We start from the raw sequence: 20421 nt of genomic DNA on the forward strand, positions 1-20421 counted from the left end.
GCGGCGGGCACAGTCGCCCCCCCCCGGAGTTGCAGGTTAACGCCGGGCTGCTGTCCTCGTTTCCTCTTGACCCCGGCGACAGTCCTGTCAAAACCGCGGCCATGAGCACCGCTACCCTGACCATCGACCTCGACGCCCTGACCGCAAACTGGCGCGCACTGGATGCCCTGTGTGCGGGCAGGACCGGCGCCGTGGTCAAGGCTGATGCCTACGGTCTCGGGGCGGATCGTGTCGCGCGCAGCTTGGCGCGCGCGGGAGCGCGGCATTTTTTCGTCGCCATCGCCGAAGAAGGGGCTGCCCTGCGCCAGACGCTTGGCCCTGGTCCGGCGATCCATGTCTTTTCCGGCCATATGCCAGGCGATGCCGACATGATCGGTGACATGGATCTGATCCCGATGATCAACACGGTAGACCAGATGATCCGCCATTTCGAGGCGCTGCCCGGACGACCCTTCGGCATCCAGCTTGACAGCGGCATGAACCGGCTGGGGATGGAGCCTGCGGAATGGGCCGCGGTGCGCGATCTCGCGCTTGCACAGGAACCACATCTGATCATGAGCCACCTGGCCTGCGCCGACGAGCCGGATGATGCGATGAATGCGCAGCAACTGACGACGTTCCGCGAGATGACCGATGGCACGGGTGTGCCGCGCAGCCTGGCCAGCACCGGAGGGATCCTGCTGGGCGAGGACTATCATTTCGATCTCGCGCGGCCCGGCATCGGGATTTATGGCGGACGACCCTTTGCCGAGGCGCGTCCGGTGGTCACACTCGATATCCCCGTGATTCAGTGCCGTAATCTCGCGCCAGGCGAAACCGTGGGCTACGGCAACGATTTCACCGCCGCGCGTGCGACGCGCATCGCCACCATCGCGGCGGGTTATGCCGACGGCATCCTGCGGACCATGGGGCCGAAAACCAGCCTCTGGGCCGAGGATATCCCCTGCCCCATCGCGGGTCGTATCTCGATGGATCTCATCGGCGTGGACATCACCGATATGGGCCACGACCCCAAGAGCCTGCAACTTCTCGGGCCGCATCAGGGTATCGACACGCTGGCTGACAATGCAGGCACCATCGCCTATGAAATCCTGACATCACTGGGGGCGCGCTACATGCGGCGATATATCGGCGGATGACATTTTTCCTGGGCTTTCTGGCCGGCATCGGGCGCTATGTCCTGACGGCACTGGCCGCGGTGGGGAGGATCGCGATCTTCGCGAGCGACACGGTCAGCCACCTGGCCCGACCGCCGTTCTATGCACGCGAATTCCTGCATGCGCTGATTCAGATCGGCTGGCTCTCGCTGCCCGTGGTGGGCATGACCGCGCTTTTCACCGGCGGCGCACTGGCGCTACAGATCTATGCGGGCGGCGCGCGGTTCAACGCGGAAACCGTGGTGCCATCAATTGTCGCCATCGGCCTCACACGCGAACTCGGGCCGGTTCTGGGCGGCCTCATGGTGGCGGCGCGGGTGGCGTCGTCCATCGCCGCCGAAATCGGCACCATGAAGGTGACCGAGCAGATCGACGCGCTGACCACGCTTTCGACGAATCCGATGAAATACCTCACCCTGCCCCGCGTTCTGGCCGCCACCCTTGCCGTGCCGGTTCTGGTCGGCGTGGGCGATGCGATCGGGATCATGGGCGGATTTCTGGTGGGTGTCGGGCGGCTTGATTTCGGGGCGGCGACCTATCTGCACAACACGATTGATTTCCTCGAGACATGGGATGTGCTCTCTGGACTCATCAAGGGTGCGGTATTTGGGTTCATCGTCGCGCTGATGGGGTGCTATCACGGCATGAATTCGGGGCGTGGCGCACAGGGTGTGGGCCGGGCGACAAAATCCGCGGTGGTGGCGGCCAGCGTGCTGATCCTCGCCTCCAATTACCTTCTGACAGAGTTGTTTTTCTCGGCATGATAGAGCTATCCGACGTTCACAAAGCCTTTGGCAACAACCGCGTTCTGCAAGGCGTCAACCTGACCATCGCGTCGGGCACCTCAATGGTGATCATCGGCGGGTCGGGCACGGGCAAATCCGTGGCGCTGAAATGTATCCTCGGCCTGATCCGCCCCGACAGCGGCAGCATCACCCTCGACGGGCTGGATGTGACCAAGGGCGATCGGGATGCGTTTCTGGCCCGTTTCGGCATGCTCTTTCAAGGCGGCGCGCTTTTCGACTCCCTGCCCGTCTGGCAGAACGTCGCCTTTCGTCTGCTGCGCGGGTCGCTCAAGCGCCCCATGGCAGAGGCCCGCGAGATCGCCATCGAGAAACTGCGCCGTGTCGGGCTCAAACCGGATGTGGCCGACAAGTTTCCGGCCGAACTGTCGGGCGGGATGCAAAAGCGCGTTGGCCTTGCCCGCGCCATCGCCGCCGAACCCGAGATCATCTTTTTCGACGAGCCGACTACTGGCCTCGATCCGATCATGGCGGGTGTCATCAACGATCTGATCCGCGAGATCGTGGTCGAGATGGGGGCGACGGCCATGACCATCACCCATGACATGACCAGCGTACGCGCCATCGCCGACAACGTCGCCATGTTGCATGACGGGGTGATCAAATGGACCGGTCCGGTGGACGAGATGGACGCATCGGGCGATCCTTATCTCGATCAGTTCATTCACGGCAGGGCTGATGGGCCGATCGAGGCGGTGCGGTGAGCGCGGCGCTCCGATACGCCAACCTTGCCTTGCTCATCCTGTTTCCGCTTGCCTGGTTCGCACCGCTGCTGCGCGCCGGGATCGCGCTGCCGCTCTTTGGCCTCTCGGAAATCAGCGTCATCTCTGGCCTGCAGGAACTCTGGCGCACCGATGTGTTCCTGGCCCTCCTTGTCACCTTCTTCGCCCTCTTCGCGCCCTATCTGAAAACCATCGCCCTTGCGCTCATCCATTTCGGCCTGATGCGACGCCGGGTGCTGCCCATCGTGCAGGTGCTGGGCAAGCTGGCGATGGCCGACATCTTTCTGATCGCGCTCTATATCGTGGTGGCCAAGGGCATCGCCCTCACGCGGATCGAGGTGGCCTGGGGGCTTTACCTGTTCACCGCCTGCATCCTTGCGTCGATGGTCATTGGCCGGCTGTCCGAAAGAAGGCCGCCGTGATTGCGGATTTGCGCTACCTGCGCTTTCTGGTTTGACCACGGGTACTGGTTGGGGCATCACGCAGCTATGGCAAAGCTCACCTCATTCTCCTGCACAGCCTGTGGCGCGGTGCATACGCGCTGGTCGGGCCGCTGCGAGGCATGCGGTGAGTGGAATTCCATAGTGGAGGAGGCACCATTGTCCGCCGGTCCAAAGGGCAAGAGCCTCGGCGGCAGGCGCGGCGCACATCTGGCCCTGACGGATCTGGTCACCGAAGAGGTTCCGCCGCCACGCACCCTCTCGGGCATCGGCGAGCTTGACCGTGTTCTGGGCGGCGGTCTCGTGCCCGCCAGTGCCGTTCTGGTGGGGGGGGATCCGGGTATCGGTAAATCCACCCTCCTGTTGCAGGCGGCGGCGCAGTTCGCCCGTGCCGGGCTGAAGACATTCTACGTCTCGGGAGAAGAGGCAAGCGCGCAGGTGCGGATGCGTGCACAGCGTTTGGGGCTGGCAAAGGCTCCGGTCAAACTGGCCACCGCCACGGCGCTGCGCGACATCCTGACCACGCTGGAGGCCGAACGGCCCGATCTCGTCATCATAGATTCGATCCAGACCATGTGGTCCGATATCGTCGAGGCAGCCCCCGGCAGCGTGAGCCAGGTGCGGGCAGCTGCGCATGAACTGACAAGTTTCGCCAAGCGTACAGGCACCAGCGTGATCCTTGTCGGCCATGTTACCAAGGACGGTCAGATCGCCGGCCCCCGCGTGGTCGAACACATGGTCGATTGCGTGCTCTATTTCGAGGGCGAGCGCGGCCATCAGTTCCGCATCCTGCGCAGCGTCAAGAACCGCTTTGGCCCCGCCGACGAAATCGGCGTGTTCGAAATGACTGGCGGCGGTCTGGCCGAGGTGGCCAACCCCTCGGCGCTCTTTCTCTCGGGGCGCGGTACACCCGCGCCCGGCTCGGTGGTGTTCTCCGGAATCGAGGGAACACGACCGCTGCTGGTGGAATTGCAGGCGCTGGTAGCCCCCACGCCCCATGCCCAGCCCCGCCGCGCCGTGGTCGGCTGGGACGGCGCGCGCCTTGCGATGATACTTGCCGTGCTCGAGGCGCGCTGCGGCATCCCCTTTGCCGGACTTGATGTCTATCTCAATGTCGCGGGTGGCCTCAAGATCAGCGAACCGGCAGCAGATCTTGCAGTGGCGGCGGCGCTGCTGAGCGCGCGCGAGGATACCGCACTGCCCGCCAACACGGTGGTTTTCGGCGAAATCAGCCTGTCGGGGGCGCTGCGCCCGGTGGGTCAGACAGAAAACAGGTTGAAAGAGGCGCAAAAACTTGGTTTCACAGCGGCGATAACCCCGTCAGGTGGCAAGACGGGGGGCGACAGCGGGCTCAAACTGACCCGAATGGGCGATCTGACCGCATTTGTAGGCGATATATTTGGCGCAGGTTAGGGCCTGAGGGACAGGAAGAGAGCATGGAAGGTTTCACCATCATTGACGGCGTTGTGGCGCTGTTCATCGTCTTGTCGGCACTACTGGCCTATTCACGCGGCTTCGTCCGCGAGGCGCTGGCAATTGCAGGCTGGGTTGTGGCGGGGATACTCGCCTTCATTTTCGCCCCGCAGGTCGAGCCGCTCGTCAAGGAAATTCCGGTGGTGGGTGAATTCATCGCCGACAGTTGCGAACTCAGCATGATCGGGGCCTTCGCGGCGGTGTTTGCCGTGGGGCTGATCGTCGCCTCACTGATCACACCGCTGTTTTCCTCGCTGGCGCAGCGCTCGGTGCTGGGCGGGCTGGACCAGGGGCTGGGATTTGTCTTTGGCGTGGCACGCGGCGTGCTTCTGGTGGCGATCGCCTATTTCGTCTATCAGACGGTTGTGACCTCCCAATCCATCCAGATCATCGACGATAGCCGCTCGGCACGGATTTTCTCGCAACTCACTGACAAGGTTCAGGACGGCAATCCCGAGCAGGTGCTCGGTTGGGTCACCCGGAAATACGAGGAACTTATCGGCAGCTGCGACGCGCCACAGCAGTAAACCTCGGGCATAATCGCGCAAACGCCTCGTTTTGCCCTGCACTGTGATAGTTTCGTGACATCGAGAGGCTGAGCGCGTATGAGAGGCGCAAGTGCGATAACCGGATTCGGAGTTGCCCGCATTGTCCAGAGAAATGCCCCCCGCTCACCCGTTCGATGATGACAAGCTCAAGGAGGAATGCGGAATTTTCGGCGTGATCGGGCTGACCGATGCCGCGAACTTCGTGGCCCTCGGCCTGCACGCCCTGCAACATCGCGGGCAAGAGGCTGGCGGTATCGTCAGCCACGACCCCGAACTCGGCTTCAACTCCGTGCGTCGGTTTGGCTATGTGCGTGACAACTTCACCCGTCAGTCCCTGATGGAAACGCTGCCCGGCCCGCTGGCCATCGGCCATGTGCGCTATTCCACCGCCGGGGCCAAGGGGGCCGCGATCCGCGACGTCCAGCCCTTTTTCGGTGAGTTCTCCATGGGCGGCGCCGCGATTGCCCATAACGGCAATATCACCAACGCCAATGCCCTGCGCCGGGAACTGATCGAGCGCGGATCGATCTTTCAGTCGGGGTCGGACAGCGAATGCATCATTCACCTCATGGCGCGGTCGCTGCAACGCAACATCCCCGAACGGATGGAGGATGCCCTGCGCCGGGTCGAGGGTGCCTTTTCAGTGGTCGCCATGACCCGGAGCGAGCTGATCGGCGTGCGTGATCCTCTGGGCGTGCGTCCCCTGGTACTGGGGCAGTTGGGCGAAGGTTGGGTCCTGTCGTCCGAGACCTGCGCACTCGACATCATCGGGGCGACCTTCGTGCGAGAGATCGAACCGGGCGAGATGGTGGTGATCTCCGCCAGACATGGCGTCGAGAGCCATTTTCCATTCCGCCGTCAGCAGCCGCGTTTCTGCATCTTCGAGCATGTCTATTTTTCGCGCCCCGACAGCATCATCGGCGGGCGCAGCGTTTATGAAACCCGCCATCAAATCGGCGTGGAACTGGCGCGCGAGGCCCCTGTCGAGGCCGATCTCGTCTGCCCCGTTCCCGACAGCGGCACCCCCGCCGCCATCGGCTACAGCCACGAATCCGGCATTCCATACGCAATGGGCATCATCCGCAATCAATATATGGGCCGCACCTTCATCGAGCCGACCGAACAGATTCGCAATATGGGCGTGCGGCTCAAGCTGAACGTCAACCGCGCTCTGATCAAAGGCAAGCGCGTCATTCTGGTGGATGACAGCGTGGTGCGCGGCACGACCAGCCGCAAGATCAAGGAAATGATCCTCGACGCGGGGGCGCGCGAGGTGCATTTCCGCATTGCCAGCCCGCCGACGGCCTGGCCCTGCTTTTACGGCGTGGACACGCCGCAACGCGAAAAACTGCTGGCGGCGACCATGTCCGAGGATGAGATGCGGGAACATCTGGCCGTGGACAGCCTGCGATTCATTTCGCTGGACGGCCTCTACCGGGCTGTCGGCGAGGCCGGTGGTCGTAACGCCAAATGCCCGCAATATTGCGACGCCTGTTTTTCCGGCGAATATCCCGTCGCCCCTTCCGACATGATCGAAAAGGGATTCGAGCTGAAAGCCGCTGAATAGGCGCATCCGTCGATCCCGGTCGGAAACCGGCATCCTCATGCCGCGTTGCAGCGAAATTCCGCCGACAGTGGCACGAGGCCTGTTCCAGCATGTGCAGAGCAGATAGGAGCAGGCTTCGATCCCAACTGTCGAGGATGACATGACAGATACGACCAAGACCCCGGATGCCACGCTCGACGCCGCCACCACGCGCAATGCTTTGCCCGATGCCCGCCTGACCTTGGTGGGTACGATGCACGGACCGGAACGCGCGCGCGCTCTGGTGCGGCGGGGACACGACAGGTACACAACGGTTTCGGTTGGCGATCCGATCAGCGGTGCAACGGTGGCCGCGATCGGCGAAGGCGTGATCGTGCTGTCGCGTGGCGGCCGGACGGAACGGTTGAGCCTGCCAGCGGCATAACGCTTGATCGCCGCGCGGCTTTGCGCTTGGATCGGGACATGCCCGACGCACCGCTCCGATTTCGCCCGCACCATTTTCTTTGCGCCCTCGGATTCGCGGGCAAGGGGTATTCCGACGTCTTCACCGCTAATCTGGTGCATATTGTTGTGGACAGGTTACGGGCAGAAGGTGGCGATCAGACGCTTGTAGAGGTGGTGGATGCCGCGGATGACATCTGCGCGCCCTGCCCCAAGCGGCGCGGCCTGCTCTGTGAAACCCAAGACAGGATTGTCACGCTTGACGCCCGCCATGCGTTGGCGCTCGGGCTGTGCGCCGGGGATAGGCTGACATGGGGGGCGGCGCAGGTCCGCATGAAATCCTCTGTGCCGCCCGGATCGCTGGCCACGCTCTGCGCAGGCTGCCAATGGCTTGACCTGGGGCTGTGTGAGGCTGCTCTGCTGCGATTGCACTCAGATGAAGAACGCGACGCAAGCTTTTGAATTAAAAAGCGCCGCCAGAAACAGGCGGCGCCTTGCAGTCGATAACGCGGCAATCAGGCCTTGCGCGATTTCACAATCGCCCAAGCTCCGGCCACGATCATCGCGGCCAGAACGGCCTTGACGGTATCGCCCAGCAGGAAGGGGGCCATCCAGCCGCTCCAGAGAGCATCCCAACTCTTGCCCATCATCGCTGCCGGCCAGGCCAGGCCAGGCAGATAGAGCAGAGCCGAGATGCCAATGCCGCTAAGAGCTGTCGAAACCACGCCGCGCGCAAGCCCCTTTTCCACCGCCAGACCGGCGAGCCAGGCCATGCCGACAAAGCCAAAAAGGAAACCCGCCGTCGGCCCCATAAGCGCCGCGCCGTTCATGCCGTTTGCAAAGACCGGCAGCCCCAACGCCCCCTCGGCGAGATAGGCCAGCAGCGTCACAGCCCCGAGGCGCGAGCCGAAGGTCAGCCCGACGATCAGAATGGCCAGCGTCTGCAGGGTCAGCGGCACCGGATAGAACGGGACGCTGACCTGAGCGGCCAGAGCAATGAAAAGCGAGCCGCCCAGAACAAGGCCCGCCTTGCGGAGCAGGGTATGCTGGCCGATCACGGCCTTGGTGAAAACTGTATCGCGCATGTTTTCGCGTCCCTCTGTTATGCGTGCGTTCATCGACTTTTTCGCTGCATGCGCGAGAAAGTCAAGCGATAGCCCTTGATTTGCGCGCCGTCTGGTGGGATTTGCCGCATATGAACACCGATATTCCTCCCCGCATTGCCCTTGTGACCGGCGCGTCGCGCGGTCTTGGGGCCGCCATGGCCGAGTCGTTGGCCCGAACTCATCATGTCGTTGCCGTTGCCCGCACCACCGGCGCGCTCGAAGAGCTGGACGACCGCATTCAGGCGGCGGGCGGCAGCGCGACGCTCGCGCCCATGGACATCACAAAGACTGAGGCGATGGCGCAGCTTTGCCGCTCGATCCATGACCGCTGGGGCAGCGTGGCGATCTGGGTTCACGCGGCGGTGCATGCCGCGCCCCTCATGCCTGCGGCGCATCTGGCCGAGGGTGACTGGATCAAATCCGTGGCCTGTAACGTGACGGCCACCGGTATTCTCATTCCCTTCATCGCGCCGCTGCTGGGCGAAGAGGGTCAGGCGGTGTTCCTTGAAGATCCGCGCGCGGGCGAGAAATTCTTTGGCATCTACGGCGCGACCAAGGCGGCGCAGATCGCCCTGGCCCGCAGTTGGCAGGCCGAGAGCGTTCGCACCGGGCCAACGGTGCATATCCTGACCCCTGCCCCGATGCCGACCGCCACCCGCGCCCGCTTTTTCCCGGGCGAGAACAAGACCCCCCTCGCCCATCCGCGCGACGAGGCGCAGCGCCTGCTGGCTCTTTTGCATTAGCCGCGACTGCGCGGCTTGTTGCCTGCGCCGGGGGGCGCTAGACAGGACCGGAACCAACACGGGAGCAAGGCTTTGCGCATCCTCATAACCAATGACGACGGCATCAACGCACCGGGGCTGGAAGTTCTGCACGAGATCGCCACTGCCCTCGCCGGGAATGCGGGCGAGGTCTGGAGCGTCGCCCCTGCGTTCGAGCAGTCGGGCGTGGGGCATTGCATTTCCTACACCCGGCCGATGATGGTCTCAAAAATGGCAGAACGGCGCTATGCCGCCGAGGGTAGCCCCGCAGACTGCGTGCTGGCCGGCCTGCACGACGTGATGAAGGATTGCCGCCCCGATCTGGTTCTGTCGGGGGTCAACCGGGGCAACAACGCTGCCGAAAACGCCGTCTATTCCGGCACCGTGGGTGCGGCGATGGAGGCCGCATTGCAGGGCGTGCCCGCCGTGGCGCTCAGCCAGTATTACGGACCTGGCAACCGCGACCTCGCGGATACGTTCGAGGCGGCGCGCGTCCATGGATTGCCCACCTTGCGACGTCTGCTCGACAAGGGTGTCTGGACCAGAGACGATTACGGCATCTTCTACAACATCAACTTCCCTCCCGTGTCCGCGGCGGAGGTCAGGGGCCTGCGCGCCGCGCGGCAGGGGTTTCGCCGCGACATGGGCTATGGTGTTCAGCCGCATGTCTCACCCTCGGGACGGCGTTTTCTCTGGGTCACCGGCGCGCCACAGCAGCAGCCGACCAGCCCCGGTTCGGACGCGGACGTGAACCTGCAAGGCTATATCTCGGTCACGCCGATGCGTGCCGACCTGACCGCGCATGACGCCCTGGAGGCGCTGAAAGCCATCGAATGAGTGACGAGGCTGACAAGATCGCCGAACGCAAGATGCAGTTCCTCTTTGCGCTTCGCTCCAAGGGGGTGACGGATGCGCGCGTGCTGACCGCGATGGAGCGGATCGACCGTGGCCCGTTCATCCGGGGCTATTTTGCGGAACGCGCCTACGAGGACATGCCGCTGCCGATTGCCTGTGGCCAGACGATCAGCCAGCCTTCGGTGGTCGGGTTGATGACACAGGCGCTCAAGGTGACAAACCGCGACACGGTGCTCGAGGTCGGCACCGGCTCGGGCTATCAGGCGGCGATCCTCAGCCAACTGGCGCGCCGCGTCTATACGGTGGACCGTCACAAGCGACTGGTGCGAGAGGCTCATGAGGTTTTTCGCAGCCTGAACCTAACGAATGTCACCACGCTGACGGCCGATGGAAGCTTTGGCTTGCCCGATCAGGCTCCCTTTGACCGGATCATCGTGACAGCGGCGGCAGAGGATCCGCCTGGCCCCCTATTGGCCCAATTGAAAATCGGGGGTATCATGGTGTTGCCCGTGGGTCAGTCCGATGCGGTGCAGCGATTGATCCGTGTGACCCGGAACGAGTCCGGGTTCGATTATGACGAGTTGCGCCCGGTGCGCTTTGTGCCGCTGGTCGAAGGGCTGGGGCGCGATGTCTGACACCGCCGGCGGTGCAGGTGAACCAAGACCCCGGCCAACAAGGGGCAGGATATGAGGATGATCGAGATGCCCAGTTTTCCGCGTTCCATGCCGATACTGACCACCCTGATGCTGACCCTCGCAGCCTGCGAGCAGCCGCTCGACATGGATATGCGCGGCCTGTTCGGCAATGCGCCCAGCACCGCCGATGCCGCCCGCAACGCCACGACCAACCGGCCTGCGCCCGACGCGCGCGGGATAATTTCCTATCCTGGCTATCAGGTCGCCGTTGCCGAGCGCGGCGACACACTGGCGACGCTGGCCCGCCGGATCGGCGCCGATCCGCAGGAACTGGCGCGGTTCAACGGCATTCAGACCGGCGACCCACTGCGTCAGGGGGAGGTGATCGCCCTGCCCGGTCGCGTGGCCGAACCAACCGGCGGGCCGATTCAGCCTCCGGGCGGAGTCGATATCACCACGCTTGCCGATGGCGCGATCCGCCGGGCTGATGAACAACAGGTGCAGACTACGACGCTTGCACCCGCCGCGCAGGTCGGGGTCGAGCCGGTGCGTCACAAGGTCGAACGCGGCGAGACGGCCTTCAGCATCGCGCGGCTCTATGATGTTTCGATCCGCAGTCTTGCCGACTGGAACGGTCTGGGGGCGGATTTTGCCGTGCGCGAAGGCCAGTATCTTCTGATCCCCGTCGCCATGCCGGGCGAGAATACAGATCCTTTCGACGCAACCGAGATCGCCGCAGTGACAGCCCCCGGCGCCGGATCGCCCACGCCGACACCGCCGAGCGCCTCCAAACCGCTGCCGCCCGAGGATACCACGCCTGCGGCAGCCCCGGTCGAGACCACGGCGGCGCCCGACCTGAGCGCAAGCGAAACCACCCGCACAGGTGCACGCATGGCTTTTCCGGTCACGGGCGACATCATCCGTGATTATGCCAAGGGTCGCAATGACGGGATCGACATTGCCGCCGCACCGGGGACGGCGGTGAATGCGGCTGACGACGGCGTTGTCGCCGCAATCACCGAGGATACGAACGGCATCCCGATCATCGTGGTCAAGCATTCCGGCAATATTCTGACGGTCTATTCGAATGTCGGCGGGCTCGCGGTGGCCAAGGGTGACAACGTCAGGCGCGGTCAGAAACTGGCGGAAATCCGGCGCGAGGGCACGGCAGCGCTACACTTCGAGGTGCGTGACGGTTTCGACAGCGTCGATCCGATGACTTATCTCAACCCGTCCTGAGGGCTATTTTGGCGGTGGCGCGGCACAATGCCCGCCCGTCGCCGCCAGCCCTGAGCCAAGCGCCAGCATCGGCGGTGCGGTATAGGGATTTAGCGATCGTGATTGAGTGAAATCCAGAGCCATCAGGCCCAGCATCCCGAGCGCCAGCAGAAGTCCTACATGCCCGCGCGTCATCGCCGTGCCTCCAGCCCCAGCATCGGGCGCAGGCGAATACCCAGCCACGATCCGGCAAAGGCGGCGACAAACCAGACCCAGCCATGCAGCGATCCGGTGCCGATTCCACTGAAAAATGCCCCGATATTGCAGCCAAACGCCAGCCGCGAGGTATACCCCAGCATTAGCCCGGCAATCACGACCGCCACCCATGCCCGCACCGGCAACCTTGGCAGGGCTGAGAAAAATCCCGCCCGCCACCATGTCATCAGCGCCGCTCCCCCGATCAGGCCCAGATTGGTGAGCGAGGTCACATCGGTCAGCAGGCTTGCCTCGACCTGCGCTGCATTCGCGGGCGCCGCCCAGAAGGTCGAGCCAGAGAGGTCTCCCCCCGCCGCCACGACCCCCTTGGCCACCCAGAGACCGAGACCATAGACCACGCCCCAGGGCTGGCCCGCCACGACCAGATGCAGGATTGCCAGCACCGCCAGCACCAGCACCGCGCCCCAGATGCGCGCAGGCAGGCGGTGGCTGCCCTTTGTCCCGAACATCAGTGCCAGAACTGCCAATGCCGCAAGCCCCGCCAGCGTGATCAGCAATCCGCGCGTGCCGCTCATCGCCAGCACAGGCAGGCTGCCCAGATCGGTCCACCACGTCAGGTGATAGGCCCCGGCGAAACTGCCGATGGCGAAGAACGGCAGCGCCACCGCCCCGATGACATTGCCGCTGCCGGCGTTCACCAATGTGCCCGAGCCACAGCCCAGCACGATCTGCATTGCCGCCCCAAAGAGGAACGCGCCGCCGATCATCGCTATCCCGATCGGGGCATGCGCGCCCTTGAGTTCCGCGCCATTCGCCGCCAGCAGCGGAAACGCCGCGACGGCGACGATGGCGATACAGATGAACTGCGCGATGAGGCCAGAGGCGTCTCGCTCCAGAATCATCCGCCGCCACGGCCCGGTAAAGCCGAAACGGAACCCTTCCAGCGTCAGGCCAAAACCAAGCCCGATCAGCAGGATCGCGCCATAACGCGGACCGGCCAGCAGCGCCACGACGAGCACGATCAGCGCCACGCAAAGGATAACGCCCCCGCGCGAGACCGCGCTGGGGCCGGAGGACAGCGGCGCGGCTGTGGATGTGGTCATGCTGCCCTGCTCAGTATTTGCCGGTGATCTTGTTCAGCATGTTCCGGAACAGCCCTGGCACATTGGCCATCTCATAGCCGGACTGCGACCAGCCGACCATCGATTCCGGGTAGAGGCGAACGCCCTCTATCCCCGCAATCTCGCTGAGCGCGAACCAGTTTGTCGCAGCCCAGTGTCCGGTGTTGCAGAAGGACACCAGCCGGTCGCCCTGCTCGAACCCGTTTTCCGCCGCCAGCTGACGAACCAGGTCAGGCTTGATCAACGCCGGCTCATCACCGCCAAACCAGCGGTCGTGGGTGAAATAACGCGATTGCGGCAGGGTGCCCGGACGCTCCGCCGCGCCATGTTTTGTCTCGCCCTTCCAGAATGCCTCGGGGCGCGCGTCGATCAACTCGGCACTATCCTCACCGTCGATGATCGCCTTGACATCCTCGCGCGTGGCCAGCCATGTCGGGTCATAGCGCGCCGTGATCGTGCTTGGCGCAACCGTGGGGCCACTGCCCGTGTCGACGCTCTGCCCCGCCTGTTGCCAGCCGTTCATACCGCCGTTCAGGATCGCCAGATCGCTGACTCCGCTGGATTTCAGCGTCCAGTATACCCGGGCTGCCGCACCAAAATCTGTCTGGTCGCTGCCCTGATGGACAATGACGACAGGCTGGTCGGTGGTAATGCCCAACTCGCGCAGCACCTCGGTCAACTGGTCTTCGGGCACCAGCTCTCCGGGATTGTCCGGCCCTCCCCGGAACAGCCCATAGGGCGCGGGCCGCGATCCGGGAATATGCCCGGCCTCATAAGCAGCCCCGGTGCGTATATCGAGCACGATGGGTTGTTCGTTCTCCAGCGCGGTCTTCAGATCCTCGGCGTCGATCAGCGGGCCCAATCCGGCATGAGCTGTCAGTGGAACGAGCGTCAAGGCGACGGCAAAGCAGGTTTTTCGAAATCCTTGGAACATTTCAGCCCCCTTTCAAATCCGGCACGCTCCGCAGGGGCGCACCTCACTTCATTTCACGTTGAAATCTATTCCGATCCGGGTCGGTCAGCAAGGTTGCACCCTGCGCATCACATTCAGTTGAGACAAAGAAAGGAATGCCGTCCGTCTGAATACAGGATCGCGAAACACTGGTCGACCTATTCTGGCAATACCAGGGGCGGCGTTCTGTCAGTTTGCTCTCCGGCGCAACAACTTTTCGTTTCAGACCCGCAAACCCGACTTGCGAATTTCGGCCCTCCGTCCGGCGATTCCGCTTTCCGGCGCAAAAATCTCTTTGTATCGCTTGCGCAGGCAATCCGGGCAAGAGGCGCTGAACCGCTGTGACAGAATATGACTACATCATCGTCGGTGCCGGTTCGGCAGGCTGTGTGCTGGCCGAGCGTCTGAGCGCCAGCGGGCGGCACCAGGTGCTGATCCTCGAGGCGGGCGGACGCGGACGCAGCCCATGGATCGCCCTGCCCCTTGGCTATGGCAAGACCTTCTTTGACGCTCGGGTGAACTGGAAATACGAAAGCGACACCGAAGAGACCCTTGCCGGGCGGCGTGGCTACTGGCCGCGCGGCAAGGGGGTGGGCGGATCGGGGGCGATCAACGCCCTGGTCTATGCGCGCGGTCTGCCGCATGATTTCGACGACTGGGAGGCGGCGGGTGCCACCGGCTGGGGCTGGCAAAACGTTCGCCGCGCCTACGAGGCGCTGGAGACGCAAGTTGCATCCGATGGCGCGCGACGCGGCGCGGGGCCGATCACGGTGCAGGATGTCTCGGACCAGATACACCCGGTCAACCGGTATTTCTTTGCTGCGGTTGACGAAATGGGCCTGCCCCGTACCGAGGATATCAATGATCCCTCCGGCGAGGGCGGCACGGTCTACAGAATCAACACGGCGGGGGGCATGCGCAATTCCTCGGCGCGGGCCTGTCTGAACCCGGCGCTGAGACGCGCCAATGTCAGGCTGATCACCGGCGCGCTGGTCGAACGGGTGGTATTCGAGGGTAGCCGCGCGGTGGCGGTGCAATTCCGGCGGGGCGACAGACAGCATACCGTCCGAGCGGGTCGCGAGATCGTGCTGAGCGCGGGGAGCGTGACCTCGCCGCGTCTCCTGCAACTGTCGGGCATCGGACCGGCAGACCTGCTGCGCAGCCACGGAATCGTACCGCTTATGGATGCGCCGCATGTGGGCGGCAATCTACAGGATCATCTGGGGGTCAACTATTATTTCCGCGCCACGGAACGCACGCTCAACAACGAACTGGCGCCCCTTTGGGGCAAGATGCGCGCGGCGCTGCGCTATGCGCTGACGCGGCGGGGGCCGCTGGCGCTGTCGGTCAATCAGTGCGGCGGCTATTTTCGCTCGCGGCCCGGCCAGAACCACCCGGACCAGCAGATCTATTTCAACCCGGTCACCTATACGACCACGCCAGCCGGCAAGCGTTCGGTCATCCGGCCTGACCCGTTTGCGGGTTTCATCCTGGGCTTTCAGCCCTCGCGCCCGACCAGCCGCGGGCGGGTCGACATAAGCGGTGCCGATTCCGGTGCGCCGCCCCTCATCCGGCCCAATTCGCTTGCCACAGAAGAGGATCGCGCGCAGGTGATCGCGGGCGGGCGACTCTGCCAGAGGCTGATCACCACAGCTGCGCTAAACCGGCTGATCGAGAGCGCCATGGGGGACGACCTGCGCCAGATGGATGACGCGGCCATTCTCGAGGATTTCCGGCAGCGCTGCGGCACGGTATTTCATCCGGTGGGCACCTGCCGGATGGGGGTGGAGGCGGATCAGTCGGTGGTCGACCCCCGCCTGCGGGTGCATGGGATGGCGGGGTTGCGGGTGGTGGATGCCTCGGTCTTTCCCAATGTCACGTCGGGCAATACCAATGCGCCGACAATGATGCTGGCATGGCGCGCCGCTGATCTCATGCTCGAGGACGCGTGAGATATCTCTGTGGCAGCATAGGCCGTTGCAAGCAATGGAATTCAAGACGCACAGCCCTGAGGTGAGTGCGCAAAGCCAGGATATTTCAAGGGGCACGACGCGGCTTTTGCAGATTTTCGGTGCATGAATATAGTTTGATCAACACCTTGCAGGCCCACTGTGGAATGCACAATTGCAGCCGGGGTGGATAAACTGCCCGTGAGGGTACTTGATTTGGATTATCTCTTTCTTCTGGCTGGTTTGTTCGGTCTGTTTTTCGGTGGTGAGGCGCTCGTGCGCGGCAGCGTAGGCATCGCCCGTCGCATGGCGATTTCGCCGCTGCTAATCGGACTAACCGTCGTGGGTTTTGGCACCTCGACGCCCGAACTTCTGGTCTCGGTCGACGCCGCGTGGCGCGGTGTGCCCGATATCGCGCTCGGCAATATCGTGGGCTCGAACATCGCCAATATCCTGCTGATCATCGGCCTGTCGGCGCTGGTCTGGCCGATCAGGGTGATGGGTGCAACGCTGCGCCGCGACACAACCGTGATGATGGCGGCGGCGCTGGCGCTGGTGCCGATCTTTGCCATGGGGCAGATGAACCGGCTGTCGGGGGTCATTCTGCTTGCCGGTCTGATGACCTATCTGATCTGGGCCTATCGCCAGTCGGGCGATGCGATACCGGACGATGCGGGCCTGCCTGCACCGGCCTCTGTGCTCGTCTCGGGTCTCTGGGTGATCGGTGGTCTGATTGCGCTGATGGTCGGCGCGCGGCTGCTGGTGGATGGCGCGGTCTCGATTGCCCGCAGTTACGGCATATCCGAAGCCTTCATCGGCCTTACCATTGTCGCGGTCGGCACCTCGCTGCCCGAACTTGCCACTTCGGTGATCGCAGCCTTTCGGCGGCAGTCGGAGATCGCTATCGGCAATATCGTGGGCTCCAACATCTTCAATGTTCTGTGCATTCTGGGCGTGACGGCACTGATTGCTCCGATCCCGGTGGCCTCGCGGTTCCTGACCTTCGACCTGCCGGTCATGATCGCCGTCTCGCTGGTGCTGACCGGCCTCTTGCTCGCCCGTCCGGTGATCGGGCGCGGAACAGGCGCTGGCATGCTGGCGGGCTATGCCGTCTATGTCTGGGCGGCACAAGGATGACACAAACGCTGCGACAGGGTGGCGGGAAACTGGGCGCGATCCTGTCGCGCCTTGTCGTCGTGCTGGTGCTGGCGCTTTTCGGCGTGTCGCAGGGTGGTACGGACACAAGGGCGGCACAGGTCGGTCCTGTTGCCGCGAACCAGATCGACCATCCCCATGGCATCCTGTCGGCGCAGCGGGATTGGGTGGCTGCACCCCTGCCCGGCGACGACAGACCCGATCTGGCAGAACCGGCCACCACACCCCTCGCGCAGCGTATGCCACGTGCGACACGAATCTCGTCTCTGCCACAGCGGGGTCTCCATCCCGTTAGCCTCCATATCCTGCCTTCGGTCCGGGGTCCGCCTGCAGCCTGACGCGCGCCGTCCGTCAGACTGAAATCTCAGGCACAAAGGATCCTCAAGATGCGCCGCCCAGCATGGGTCGTGATGACCTATACCCTCCTCCTGCTTCTGGCAGTGGCGATGGCCCTCCCGAACTTTCTTCCCCCTACCATCCGCAACGCACTGCCCGACTGGACGACGCGCCAGACTGTCTCTCTTGGCCTCGACCTTCAGGGGGGCGCGCATCTGCTGCTGGCGGTCAATCGCGATGACCTTGCACAGGCGCGGTTGCAGGCCTTGCACGAAACCCTCGTTGCCGAAATGCGTGCTCAGAACATCAATCCGGCGGCCATCCGGATCGAAGGACTGTCCCTGTCAGCCCCCGCAGACGACGCGCTGTTCAGCGCCATGCAGGGGATTACCAGTACGGCCGTCCAACCCGGCAGCCCGTCGGATTTCACCGTGGATCAGACTGGTGACATCTTGCAACTGGCGCTGACCGAAGCAGGGTTGGACCGCGCGGCGACCGACGCCGCCAACCGAAGTCTCGAGGTGATCCGTCACCGGGTTGATCAGGCAGGCGTGTCCGAACCTGTCATCAGCCGGGTCGGGAGCGATCGTATCCTGGTCCAGATGCCGGGCGTCGAAAACCCGGCGCAGTTGCGCGAACTGCTGGGCTCCACCGCGAAGATGAGCTTCCAGATGGTCGCCCCCGGGCCCGGGCCCGGCGTGTCGATGCTGGAAATGCGAGACGGCTCCGGGGCGATCCCGGTCGAGGATCGCGTCGCGCTCTCGGGCGACCGGCTGGACCGGGCGGCATCTGCCTTCGACCCCGATACCGGGCGTCCGATGGTCACATTCGCCTTCGACAGGCAGGGGGCGGTGACCTTTGCCGAGATCACGGCAACCAATATCGGCCAGCGCTTTGCCGTTGTGCTGGATGGCCGCGTGCTGACCGCACCGGTCATTCAGTCGGCCATTCCCGGCGGCAAGGGTCAGATCACCGGCGATTTCACTCTGGAAGAGGCGCAGACACTGGCGGTGCTGCTGACCTCGGGCGCGCTGCCAGCCTCGCTTGATGTGATCGAGGAACGCAGCGTCGGCGCGGCGCTTGGCGCGGATTCGATCAAGGCCGGTCTCGTCACTGGTGTGATCGGCTTAACGCTGGTGGTGGCTATGATGGTCGGGCTCTACGGTGGCTGGGGGCTGCTGGCCAGCACGGTTCTGGGGCTCAACGTCATGCTAACCTTGGCCGCCCTTGGACTGCTGGGGGCCACGTTGACCCTGCCGGGGATAGCCGGGATCATCCTCTGTCTTGGTATTGCGGTGGACAGCAACATCCTGATCTTCAGCCGCATTCGAGAGGAGACGGCGAAGGGCGCAATCGCGATCAAGGCGTTGACGCAGGGCTATGCGCGGGCCTGGGCGACCATCCTTGACGCCAACATCACGACGTTGCTTGCGATGGTGCTGCTGTTCCTGTTCGGCGCGGGCGCGATCCGCGGCTTTGCCGTCACCATGAGCCTCGGCATCGTGATCTCCATGTTCACAGCGGTGGTGCTGATGCGGATGATGATGGAGGCGCTGGTGCGCCGCAGCAAACCCGCGCGGCTTGCCATCGCCCCGCTGGTCGGGGGCGTGCCCGCGCCCGGTGCGCTCTCCTTCATGCGGTGCGGGCGGCTGACGCTGGCGGTCTCGGCCGCGCTGTCGTTGGGGGCGGTGGGCGCGCTGGTCTGGCCGGGGCCGAACCTCGGTATCGACTTCACCGGGGGCGTGCAGATGGTGCTGCGGTCCGACGCGCCGGTGCCGCTGGCCGAACTGCGCGCGGCGCTCGCGGCCGGTGTGCCGGGTGATGTCAGCCTGCAGGCCTTCGGCGACCCGAACGAGGCGTTGATCCGCCTGCAGGGCGAGGCCGGGCAGGCCACGGTTGCTGCGGTGGAAACCGCCGCCGCGAAGGTCGTTCCGGGCGCGGTCTTCGACCAGATCGACCTCGTCGGCCCCACTATCAGCGGCGAACTTGCCACGACCGGGCTGATCGCGCTGTCGCTCGCGGTGCTGGCCATGCTGGCCTACATCTGGATCCGGTTCGAGTGGCACTTCGCGGCCGGGGCCATCGTGGTGCTGTTTCTCGACGTCACCAAGACCTTCGGTGTCATCGCCGTGACCGGGTGGGAGGTGAACCTGACCACCATCGTCGCCCTGCTGACCCTGATCGGCTATTCGGTAAACGACAAGGTGGTGGTCTATGACCGCATCCGCGAGCACCTGCGCGGCGGCGATGACGCGCCGCTGGCGGATGTGATCGACCGCAGTCTTAATCAGGTTCTGGCGCGCTGCATCTTCACCTCGGGTACCACGCTGGCGGCGCTCCTGCCCATGGCGATCTGGGGCGGGTCAACGGTTGCCGGATTTGCATTGCCGATGATCGCGGGGGTGGTTATCGCCACGGCCTCCTCGCTTTTTGTGTCAGGGCCGGTTCTGGCATGGCTCGTCGCGCAAGGCCCGGCACGCCTGCACGGAGGTCCGTTGCGGCATCCCGGCCATAATTCAGAGACTCCATCAGAACCACACCGTCTCAACGGACCCTGAGACGATCGTCCCGGAGAGAAAATACTTGCAGATCGCACGGGCAGTCGGTCAGGGAACAGTCCCTTCCGCAGAGCCCTTGTGAAGATTGAAAAAAGCGATCGCAGCCGGATCAGGCGACACCCTTTGTTAGGGCAAGTGGCGGGGGGATGAGACTGACGTCGAACCTTCTTTTGTGGATGCCGCTCGGTTTGCAAGGAAATTCTGATCTTCTGGACTTGTGATCGAGTGCGTACTTTTGTCAGGCCTGTTCGTGCGGCTGACATGGCGCCGCTGGCCGGGATGGTGATGCGCGGACCGGGTCCAAATCTCCAACGGCGAGCTCGAGGCTCGGAGAAGGTTTCTGGTTTGCCCGACCCGGATCATGTCGATCATGTGCCCATTCGGATCATGCCTTCCTCACAACTCGGTGGCCCGGCTGCCGATTCAACG

At 64.0% G+C, this 20421-nt stretch carries 21 protein-coding genes; 17 read left to right on the plus strand and 4 right to left on the minus strand.

Annotated elements, in window-relative coordinates:
• Window positions 1-101: 101 nt before the first annotated feature.
• The 9 genes from alr to BSG08_RS15890 all read left to right on the plus strand — a co-directional run bounded on the left by alr (window position 102) and on the right by BSG08_RS15890 (window position 7592).
• Window positions 102-1139 (plus strand): alanine racemase, encoded by a 1038-nt coding sequence (alr, locus tag BSG08_RS15850; RefSeq protein WP_093038821.1) that lies wholly within the window; start codon window positions 102-104, stop codon window positions 1137-1139.
• Complete coding sequence (locus BSG08_RS15855; protein ID WP_093038822.1) at window positions 1136-1921, plus strand: MlaE family ABC transporter permease; 786 nt, start codon at window positions 1136-1138, stop codon at window positions 1919-1921. Before alr ends, BSG08_RS15855 begins: the two co-directional genes overlap by 4 nt.
• Window positions 1918-2664, plus strand: a complete 747-nt coding sequence (locus BSG08_RS15860; protein ID WP_093038823.1) for an ABC transporter ATP-binding protein — start codon at window positions 1918-1920, stop codon at window positions 2662-2664. Before BSG08_RS15855 ends, BSG08_RS15860 begins: the two co-directional genes overlap by 4 nt.
• Window positions 2661-3104, plus strand: coding sequence for a paraquat-inducible protein A (locus BSG08_RS15865; protein WP_093038824.1), 444 nt, complete (start codon window positions 2661-2663; stop codon window positions 3102-3104). The genes BSG08_RS15860 and BSG08_RS15865 overlap by 4 nt, the downstream gene beginning before the upstream one ends.
• Before the next feature lie 66 nt (window positions 3105-3170).
• Window positions 3171-4535, plus strand: a complete 1365-nt coding sequence (gene radA, locus BSG08_RS15870) for a DNA repair protein RadA (RefSeq protein ID WP_093038825.1) — start codon at window positions 3171-3173, stop codon at window positions 4533-4535.
• Window positions 4536-4558: 23 nt separating this feature from the next.
• Window positions 4559-5122: a CvpA family protein gene (locus BSG08_RS15875; protein ID WP_093038826.1), complete on the plus strand. Its 564-nt coding sequence runs from the start codon at window positions 4559-4561 to the stop codon at window positions 5120-5122.
• Between the two features lie 133 nt (window positions 5123-5255).
• Window positions 5256-6710 carry an amidophosphoribosyltransferase gene (gene purF, locus BSG08_RS15880; protein ID WP_175544808.1) on the plus strand — a complete coding sequence of 485 codons (1455 nt, stop codon included), beginning with the start codon at window positions 5256-5258 and terminating at the stop codon, window positions 6708-6710.
• A gap of 139 nt (window positions 6711-6849) precedes the next feature.
• Window positions 6850-7113, plus strand: a complete 264-nt coding sequence (locus tag BSG08_RS15885; RefSeq protein ID WP_093038827.1) for a type II secretion system protein N — start codon at window positions 6850-6852, stop codon at window positions 7111-7113.
• A 38-nt stretch (window positions 7114-7151) separates the two neighbouring features.
• Complete coding sequence (locus tag BSG08_RS15890; RefSeq protein WP_093038828.1) at window positions 7152-7592, plus strand: DUF1284 domain-containing protein; 441 nt, start codon at window positions 7152-7154, stop codon at window positions 7590-7592.
• 53 nt (window positions 7593-7645) lie between these two features.
• Here the strand turns inward: BSG08_RS15890 and BSG08_RS15895 are convergent, their stop codons facing one another.
• On the minus strand, window positions 7646-8215 hold the full coding sequence (locus BSG08_RS15895) for a biotin transporter BioY (protein ID WP_093038849.1): 570 nt from the start codon (window positions 8213-8215) through the stop codon (window positions 7646-7648).
• 110 nt (window positions 8216-8325) lie between these two features.
• Between BSG08_RS15895 and BSG08_RS15900 the strand changes: the two genes are divergently transcribed.
• The 4 genes from BSG08_RS15900 to BSG08_RS15915 all read left to right on the plus strand — a co-directional run bounded on the left by BSG08_RS15900 (window position 8326) and on the right by BSG08_RS15915 (window position 11726).
• Window positions 8326-8979, plus strand: coding sequence for an SDR family NAD(P)-dependent oxidoreductase (locus BSG08_RS15900; protein ID WP_245770727.1), 654 nt, complete (start codon window positions 8326-8328; stop codon window positions 8977-8979).
• A 72-nt stretch (window positions 8980-9051) separates the two neighbouring features.
• On the plus strand, window positions 9052-9834 hold the full coding sequence (surE, locus tag BSG08_RS15905; RefSeq protein WP_093038829.1) for a 5'/3'-nucleotidase SurE: 783 nt from the start codon (window positions 9052-9054) through the stop codon (window positions 9832-9834).
• A complete protein-coding gene (locus BSG08_RS15910) occupies window positions 9831-10487 on the plus strand; it encodes a protein-L-isoaspartate(D-aspartate) O-methyltransferase (protein WP_093038830.1) in 657 nt (218 codons plus the stop codon). Before surE ends, BSG08_RS15910 begins: the two co-directional genes overlap by 4 nt.
• Window positions 10488-10544: 57 nt before the next feature.
• Entirely contained in the window at window positions 10545-11726 is a 1182-nt protein-coding gene (locus BSG08_RS15915) for a LysM peptidoglycan-binding domain-containing M23 family metallopeptidase (RefSeq protein ID WP_093038831.1), read from the plus strand.
• A 3-nt stretch (window positions 11727-11729) separates the two neighbouring features.
• On the opposite strand, the gene BSG08_RS19520 is transcribed toward BSG08_RS15915, so the two are convergent.
• From BSG08_RS19520 to BSG08_RS15930, 3 genes are read right to left on the minus strand one after another with little or no spacing between them, the layout of a single operon-like run.
• On the minus strand, window positions 11730-11900 hold the full coding sequence (locus BSG08_RS19520; RefSeq protein ID WP_093038832.1) for a hypothetical protein: 171 nt from the start codon (window positions 11898-11900) through the stop codon (window positions 11730-11732).
• On the minus strand, window positions 11897-13024 hold the full coding sequence (locus BSG08_RS15925) for a YeeE/YedE family protein (RefSeq protein WP_093038833.1): 1128 nt from the start codon (window positions 13022-13024) through the stop codon (window positions 11897-11899). The genes BSG08_RS19520 and BSG08_RS15925 overlap by 4 nt, the downstream gene beginning before the upstream one ends.
• Window positions 13025-13034: 10 nt before the next feature.
• Window positions 13035-13976, minus strand: a complete 942-nt coding sequence (locus BSG08_RS15930) for a sulfurtransferase (RefSeq protein ID WP_093038834.1) — start codon at window positions 13974-13976, stop codon at window positions 13035-13037.
• Window positions 13977-14335: 359 nt separating this feature from the next.
• Between BSG08_RS15930 and BSG08_RS15935 the strand changes: the two genes are divergently transcribed.
• From BSG08_RS15935 to secD, 4 genes are all read left to right on the plus strand, one after another.
• Window positions 14336-15946: a GMC family oxidoreductase gene (locus BSG08_RS15935; protein ID WP_093038835.1), complete on the plus strand. Its 1611-nt coding sequence runs from the start codon at window positions 14336-14338 to the stop codon at window positions 15944-15946.
• Window positions 15947-16159: 213 nt separating this feature from the next.
• A complete protein-coding gene (locus BSG08_RS15940; RefSeq protein ID WP_093038836.1) occupies window positions 16160-17080 on the plus strand; it encodes a calcium/sodium antiporter in 921 nt (306 codons plus the stop codon).
• Window positions 17077-17436, plus strand: a complete 360-nt coding sequence (locus BSG08_RS15945; protein WP_093038837.1) for a hypothetical protein — start codon at window positions 17077-17079, stop codon at window positions 17434-17436. Before BSG08_RS15940 ends, BSG08_RS15945 begins: the two co-directional genes overlap by 4 nt.
• Before the next feature lie 48 nt (window positions 17437-17484).
• A complete protein-coding gene (gene secD / locus BSG08_RS15950; RefSeq protein ID WP_093038838.1) occupies window positions 17485-19992 on the plus strand; it encodes a protein translocase subunit SecD in 2508 nt (835 codons plus the stop codon).
• The last annotated feature ends 429 nt before the right edge of the window (window positions 19993-20421 follow it).

The organism is Roseovarius azorensis, from assembly GCF_900109455.1.
Classification (GTDB): Bacteria; Pseudomonadota; Alphaproteobacteria; order Rhodobacterales; family Rhodobacteraceae; genus Roseovarius; species Roseovarius azorensis.

Coding starts and splice junctions, on each gene's coding strand:
- alr (WP_093038821.1), top strand. CDS start 102: ATGAGCACCGCTACCCTGACCATCGACCTCGACGCCCTGACCGCAAAC.
- BSG08_RS15855 (WP_093038822.1), top strand. CDS start 1,136: ATGACATTTTTCCTGGGCTTTCTGGCCGGCATCGGGCGCTATGTCCTG.
- BSG08_RS15860 (WP_093038823.1), top strand. CDS start 1,918: ATGATAGAGCTATCCGACGTTCACAAAGCCTTTGGCAACAACCGCGTT.
- radA (WP_093038825.1), top strand. CDS start 3,171: ATGGCAAAGCTCACCTCATTCTCCTGCACAGCCTGTGGCGCGGTGCAT.
- BSG08_RS15875 (WP_093038826.1), top strand. CDS start 4,559: ATGGAAGGTTTCACCATCATTGACGGCGTTGTGGCGCTGTTCATCGTC.
- purF (WP_175544808.1), top strand. CDS start 5,256: ATGCCCCCCGCTCACCCGTTCGATGATGACAAGCTCAAGGAGGAATGC.
- BSG08_RS15885 (WP_093038827.1), top strand. CDS start 6,850: ATGACAGATACGACCAAGACCCCGGATGCCACGCTCGACGCCGCCACC.
- BSG08_RS15890 (WP_093038828.1), top strand. CDS start 7,152: ATGCCCGACGCACCGCTCCGATTTCGCCCGCACCATTTTCTTTGCGCC.
- BSG08_RS15895 (WP_093038849.1), bottom strand. CDS start 8,215: ATGCGCGATACAGTTTTCACCAAGGCCGTGATCGGCCAGCATACCCTG.
- BSG08_RS15900 (WP_245770727.1), top strand. CDS start 8,326: ATGAACACCGATATTCCTCCCCGCATTGCCCTTGTGACCGGCGCGTCG.
- BSG08_RS15910 (WP_093038830.1), top strand. CDS start 9,831: ATGAGTGACGAGGCTGACAAGATCGCCGAACGCAAGATGCAGTTCCTC.
- BSG08_RS15915 (WP_093038831.1), top strand. CDS start 10,545: ATGATCGAGATGCCCAGTTTTCCGCGTTCCATGCCGATACTGACCACC.
- BSG08_RS19520 (WP_093038832.1), bottom strand. CDS start 11,900: ATGACGCGCGGGCATGTAGGACTTCTGCTGGCGCTCGGGATGCTGGGC.
- BSG08_RS15925 (WP_093038833.1), bottom strand. CDS start 13,024: ATGACCACATCCACAGCCGCGCCGCTGTCCTCCGGCCCCAGCGCGGTC.
- BSG08_RS15930 (WP_093038834.1), bottom strand. CDS start 13,976: ATGTTCCAAGGATTTCGAAAAACCTGCTTTGCCGTCGCCTTGACGCTC.
- BSG08_RS15945 (WP_093038837.1), top strand. CDS start 17,077: ATGACACAAACGCTGCGACAGGGTGGCGGGAAACTGGGCGCGATCCTG.
- secD (WP_093038838.1), top strand. CDS start 17,485: ATGCGCCGCCCAGCATGGGTCGTGATGACCTATACCCTCCTCCTGCTT.